Source organism: Streptomyces sp. NPDC002403 (assembly GCF_053593015.1).
On sequence record NZ_JBSFBQ010000126.1, the window covers coordinates 1 to 5396 of the forward strand.

Here is a 5396-nt window from a genome sequence, read left to right on the forward strand (position 1 = left end):
TGGGGCCCTCCGGCTCCGGCAAGTCCAGCCTGCTCGGGGTGGCGGCGACCCTGGTGGCCCCGGACGAGACACATCGCCTTGGATGTGTCCCGACTGAAGGGGCAGATCTCGGACCTCATGTCAACTGGGAGCGACACGAGAAGCGACAGCATGTCAAGTAGAGGCGACATGAACTGAGTCTGTGTCCCGAGTGGCGGATTCCGGGGCGGTAGAAGAAGAGTTGTGTCCCCTCAGAGGGGACACAACTCTGTACTCGTGTCGTGTCGGAGCGACATGGATGTCAAGTTGAGGTGACATAATGCTGCCGCAATGAAGATCAAGGAGCTGGGAGAGCGACCCCGTGCCAACCGAGCCGCAGCGCCGTAGGACCGGTTCCCGTAGCGAGCCGCAGCCGAAGCTGCCGCTGAATGATCCGGCCGATGCGTTGGACCGGTACCTCCAGCCGGTCAAGGATCTGGACGAGGTGGCACGCCGGTACCCCGGCCGTAAGCTGACGTTGGACGGCGAACGCAAACCGCTGGAGTTTTACGGCAAGCCGGACCAGCCGAACGCGTTCTCCATGGACAGCCTGGAGTTCTTCCTGGTCATTGCCCAGTTCTTCCGCGAGGCGCTACCGCTGCGGATGATCCTGCTGCTCATCGCGTGCCAGAGGGCCGGCGGGCGAATCCACCTGACGCAGGAGGAGATGGGCACGGTGCTGGATGTCTCGCGCACGAAGGCCAATGAGGCCCTGGGCGAGATCATGTTCCATGGGATCGTGTTCAGAGTGAAGCGTGGGGTCTACCAGTTCAACCCTCCCTACAGCTACCGCGTGGCTGAGTTCATCCCAGGTACAGAGACCACCCCGGCCGAGTACGTCAAGGTCGACCAGCACACCGCCATCGCGAAGATCCGATCCGACCAGAGCCTCCCCGATTTGGTGCGCTTCCCCTCTCTGGAGAAGATGCGCGAGGAAATCGAACAGCTGCGGAGCAAGCGAGCGGAGCAGCGCGCCCAGCGGCGCCTGGAGCGTGCGCAGCGACAGGAGAAGGGGACTGACAAGTGAGTCTGCATTTCGCCGTCACCAATGCGGAAGGCATTGTCGCCGATCTGGATCTGCTGCCCGCGGCGTACCGCGTGCTGCTCAAGCTCCGTGCCCACAGTGAGCCGGGTGGGCGCATTGAGATCGACCAGGTCACCATTGCTCAGATGCTCAAGCTCAGCCGGGCTGCGGTGAACGCCGCGATGCGGGACCTGGACTTGGCCCAGCTGGTGAAGAAGCAGCGCGCCGGGATCTACCAGATCAACGCCATGCTCGCCTCGTATCGGTCCCCTGAGGACGCTGTCGCAGCTATCAACGCGATGCCGAAGGAGCAGCGTCTCAACGCTCCTGGCTTCGTTGACCGGTACAGGAAGGCTGCGGCCGATTACCAGGATCAGCTCGCGGTGAAGCGCCGGGAGAAGGACAAGCAGAAGCGACGCCAGGTCTTCAAAGCCGTCTCCTGACCGCATGCCTTGCTGGACGTCGGCGAAGCCGACGACCGCACGTGCGCTCCACCTCAGTCCCGTCCGACATTCTTGCCGGAACAGTCGGTACGGTGACACGGGGACGGGCCCGGAGTCAGTTCGAGTGGCTCCGGGCCCGTCGTGTGTGCGAGAGGTCAGGCGGCCCAGCCGACTGAGGAGACGTAGGTGTACGCGTCCCAGTCGGTGCCCAGGCCGCCGCTGATGATGTCGTCCCAGACGGCTTCGAGTTCTTGTTCGTCGCCGTCGATCCAGGCGTCGACGGCGCGGTCCCACACACCGCGGACGCTGATGCTGCGGGTTTCGAGATCGCGCTGGTGGCGGCGGTCGACGCGGGACTGGTCGGCCGGGTCGATCTCGATGCGGGTTCCGCGGCCGTGGTTGTTGAGCCGGCGCTTGAGGTCCGCGGCGACATTGCGGCGGCGCAGGTCCCAGTAAGCGGCATCCAGGCGGGCGAGGTTGGCCCGGCTGGGGGTTTGTTCTTCGGCGAGCCAGGCAATGAGGGTGCGGGGCCTGACGTGGATGCCCGCGCGGTCCATGGCCTCGTATCCGGCGTCGGAGACAGTGAGGTAGCGCAGCCGGGCGGCCAGGCCTCGCTCGGAGTCGACGGGGGACTCGATACCTGTCACCATCCGGTCGATTGCTTCGGCCAGGGCCCGCCTTCCGTGAACACCTTGGGCCTGGTAGGTGCCGAGATCCTGCCAGCGGCTGTCGCCGGCCATCAGCGGGCCGCCTTGTCGACGGTGTATTCACCGGATGCCTTGGCGTCGCTGTGTTTGATCTTCATCTGGGCGACGCCTCGGCCCTCGGGGAAGACTTGGCGCCAGTTGCCGGTGACGTGCAGTTCGTCGGTGCCCATCATGCTGATGATGTCCAGGCCGGCCTGGTGTGCCTTGTAGGCCTTGCCCCAGAGGTTGGCGTAGGCCTGGCTGTGGATGATGTGCATCCACTCCGGGCGGGTCATTTCGCGGTTGTGGATCGACTCGCCCATCGTGGAGATGAACTTCGAGTACATCGCCTTGACGTATTCCAGGGTGACGGTGTCGTCCTCGGCGATGGCTGTGTCCCGCGCGGCGGTGAGCAGCTTGCGCAGGGCGTCCAGGAAGTTCTCCGTGGCACCGGATGTCCACGATTCGTGAATGACCGGCGGTTCAAGCAGTCCGTACTTCGGCGCGGACAGGCGCAGGAGGAGGCGCAGGGTGGCGTCGGTGATCCACAGGGCGCCTGGTTCGTCGCGGTCGCCGAGGGGGTTGGGCAGGTGTGGGTGGGTCCACGGTGTGGGGGTGATGAGGTGGACTCCGGAGCGCTTGGGGTCGACGCCGTCGCTGCCGGTGGTGTGTTCCAGCTTGCCGATCGGTAGCCAGCACTTGAGGGCGGAGAGGTAGGCGGCGTTGACGTCCAGGGCGGTGACCGCGATGCTGCCGGGGATTTTGAGGGAGTAGTCGGGGTGGCGGAAGTTGGGGCGGGCCTCCCAGATCTGGTCCGGCTCTTTCTTCGAGGGTTTCTTGAGGATGTCGGGCAGGGCCGGGTAGGCGGTGTACGTGTAGCGGGCGGTGGCGCGGGTCTCGTTGAACAGGTGCATGACGTCCGGGATGGCGCGCTTGATCAGGGCCTGCAGCGCGGCATCGACGTCGCCCTCGGCGCGCTCCAGTTCTTCGTGGACGGCCCGGCCGATGAGGTCGGCTGTCTCGGCCTGGGCGCGGGCAGCCGACCGTGCCCGCCGTTGCGGCCGCGAGGGCAGCGGTGCCGGGGTGGGTGAGGCAGCGGTCGCCGGTGCGGGGGCGGGTGAGGCCGGGGTGACTGGTGCGGGGGCGCTGGATGCCTGGGGCGCGGCGGCGGGAGGCTGGCACATGGCTCCGGCGTGCAGTGGGCGGCCGTCCGTGGCCTGGTAGGTCGTTGTGACGCCGCAGCGGATGCACGGGCCGGGCTTGCCTTCCATGGCCAGTCCGTCGGGGCCCCGCGCGGTTTCGGGGGCGGCGAACGCTGCGGCCGGGGTCGCCTTTGGGGTGGATGTTTCGGTGAGCGGCTGGGCCGGGGCGGGGTGGAGCTGGGCGAGGCCTTCGAGCAGGCGCAGGTACTTCACACGTCCCGGGGGCTGCGGATCGGTGGCGCCTTCCTCCCAGTTGGCGACGGTTTGGCGTCCGACACCCACTGCTGCGGCTACCTGGGCGCGCGAGAGGCTGGCGGCCTGACGCAGCCTCAGGCGTTCTGCCGGCGGCGGCATCCGCGCCGCTAGCCGTGCCTCCTCCAGCAGGGCTTCCACGCTGTCAGTTTCCTCATTCATACCTCGAAGATACATCAGTTAGGCGTATGCTGGCAGTAGATTAGGCATTGATTAGGCATCTGTTTGCATGGTGGTGGCGGGGTGCGGGCAGTGACATGAGGCCAGGACCTGCGGCGGGACCTCGCCGGGTCGGCAAGGAAGGAACGGGACATGACCGTCGGATGGGCGCCCGCAGCCGCCGCCGGGCTGGTCCCGCTCTCACGCCGGAGCAGGTCCCCTCAGGGATGACGCAGCACGTGGTTCTCCACGAGGACAGGACGGCCCCGGGCAGCACCATTCGCGCCGACGAGCTGCGTTTCTGATGCCGGGCAGGATGCGCTCTGCATTTCGCAGCGGAAGAATTCTTGAGGAGTGGTGGAATTGAGTGCGATTACCCTTAGGCCGCATCAGGTAGAGGCCGTGGACTCGATTATTGAGGGACTTTCTGCCCCTGCGGACGGGATTCTGCCTGCCCGGGGCCTGCGCGGGCAGGTCGTGTCATCGACCGGTTCGGGCAAGACGATCACGGCGGCGGTGGCGGCGCTGCGGATGGTGCCCAGGGGGCTGGTTGGCATCGTGGTGCCGACGCTGGACCTGCTGACGCAGACCGTCGAGGCGTGGCGGGCGGCAGGGCATTCGGGGCCCGCGGTGGCGGTGTGCAGTCTGGGTGCCGATCCGCTGCTGGAGGCGCTCGATGTGCGGTGCACGACCAATCCGACGCAGCTGGCCCTGTGGGCGCAGAGCGGGCCGATGGTGGTCTTCGCGACGTACGCCAGCCTGTCGCCGCAGGGTCTGGAGGACGACCAGGGCGACGGGGAGGGGACGGTGGCGCCGGGGGTGCTGGAGCGGGCGATGCGCGGCTCGTTCGGCCAGCGCATGGGCGTCTTCGATCTCCTGGTAGTGGATGAGGCGCACCGCAGTTCGGGTGATCTGGGCAAGGCGTGGGCGGCGGTTCACGATCAGGAGCGGATCCCGGCGGCGCGACGGCTGTACATGACGGCTACGCCGCGCCTGTGGGAGGCCGCACCGGGTTCCGGAAGCGCGGGCAGGGCGGACGTGCGCAGCGGCTCCGAGGACGGCCCGGATGCTTCGGGCGGGCGCATGGTGGCCTCGATGGATGATGTCGAGCTCTACGGCCCGGTGCTGTACGAGCTCGGGCTGATGGAGAGTGTCGAGCGGGGCATCCTCGCCTCGTTCGAGGTCGACGTGCTGGAGATCCGTGATCCCGAGGCGCCCGGTCCGCATGCCTCGGTGGAGGAGCAGCGGGGCCGGCGTCTGGCCGCGCTGCAGGCCGCGCTGCTCAAGCACGCGGACACCACCGGGGTCCGGTCGCTGATGACGTTCCACAGCCGCACCCTGGACGCGATGGCGTTCGCGCGTGCGCTGCCGGAGACCGCGGCCGAGCTGCACGAGACGGACCCTGTCGCCTATCCCAAGCGGGTGGGGGCGGAGTGGCTGTGCGGTGAGCACCCGGCCGCTCACCGGCGGGTGGTGCTGGACCGGTTCGCCGACGGCCTCGACGCGCAGGGGTGGGTGACCGATATGGGGATCCTGTCCAGCTGCCGGGTGCTGGGCGAGGGCGTCGACATCCGCGGCAAGCGCGGTGTCGGCGGCGTCGTCTTCGCCGACA

5 protein-coding genes are annotated in these 5396 nt (G+C 67.6%); 3 read left to right on the forward strand and 2 right to left on the reverse strand.

Annotated elements, in window-relative coordinates; translation table 11 throughout:
- The first annotated feature begins 340 nt into the window (after positions 1 to 340).
- Together ACWCPY_RS42825 and ACWCPY_RS42830 are read left to right on the forward strand one after the other, a co-directional pair.
- Positions 341 to 1045: a hypothetical protein gene (locus ACWCPY_RS42825; protein WP_451274562.1), complete on the forward strand. Its 705-nt coding sequence runs from the start codon at positions 341 to 343 to the stop codon at positions 1043 to 1045.
- Positions 1042 to 1485, forward strand: a complete 444-nt coding sequence (locus ACWCPY_RS42830; protein ID WP_451274564.1) for a MarR family transcriptional regulator — start codon at positions 1042 to 1044, stop codon at positions 1483 to 1485. Before ACWCPY_RS42825 ends, ACWCPY_RS42830 begins: the two co-directional genes overlap by 4 nt.
- A 155-nt stretch (positions 1486 to 1640) precedes the next feature.
- On the opposite strand, the gene ACWCPY_RS42835 is transcribed toward ACWCPY_RS42830, so the two are convergent.
- Entirely contained in the window at positions 1641 to 2225 is a 585-nt protein-coding gene (locus tag ACWCPY_RS42835; protein WP_451274566.1) for a transcriptional regulator, read from the reverse strand.
- On the reverse strand, positions 2225 to 3787 hold the full coding sequence (locus ACWCPY_RS42840; RefSeq protein ID WP_451274568.1) for a helix-turn-helix domain-containing protein: 1563 nt from the start codon (positions 3785 to 3787) through the stop codon (positions 2225 to 2227). Before ACWCPY_RS42840 ends, ACWCPY_RS42835 begins: the two co-directional genes overlap by 1 nt.
- Positions 3788 to 4141: 354 nt before the next feature.
- Between ACWCPY_RS42840 and ACWCPY_RS42845 the strand changes: the two genes are divergently transcribed.
- On the forward strand, positions 4142 to 5396 hold a 1255-nt coding region (locus tag ACWCPY_RS42845; RefSeq protein WP_451274570.1), incomplete at its 3' end, for a DEAD/DEAH box helicase family protein.

Coding starts and splice junctions, on each gene's coding strand:
- ACWCPY_RS42840 (WP_451274568.1), bottom strand. CDS start 3,787: ATGAATGAGGAAACTGACAGCGTGGAAGCCCTGCTGGAGGAGGCACGG.
- ACWCPY_RS42835 (WP_451274566.1), bottom strand. CDS start 2,225: ATGGCCGGCGACAGCCGCTGGCAGGATCTCGGCACCTACCAGGCCCAA.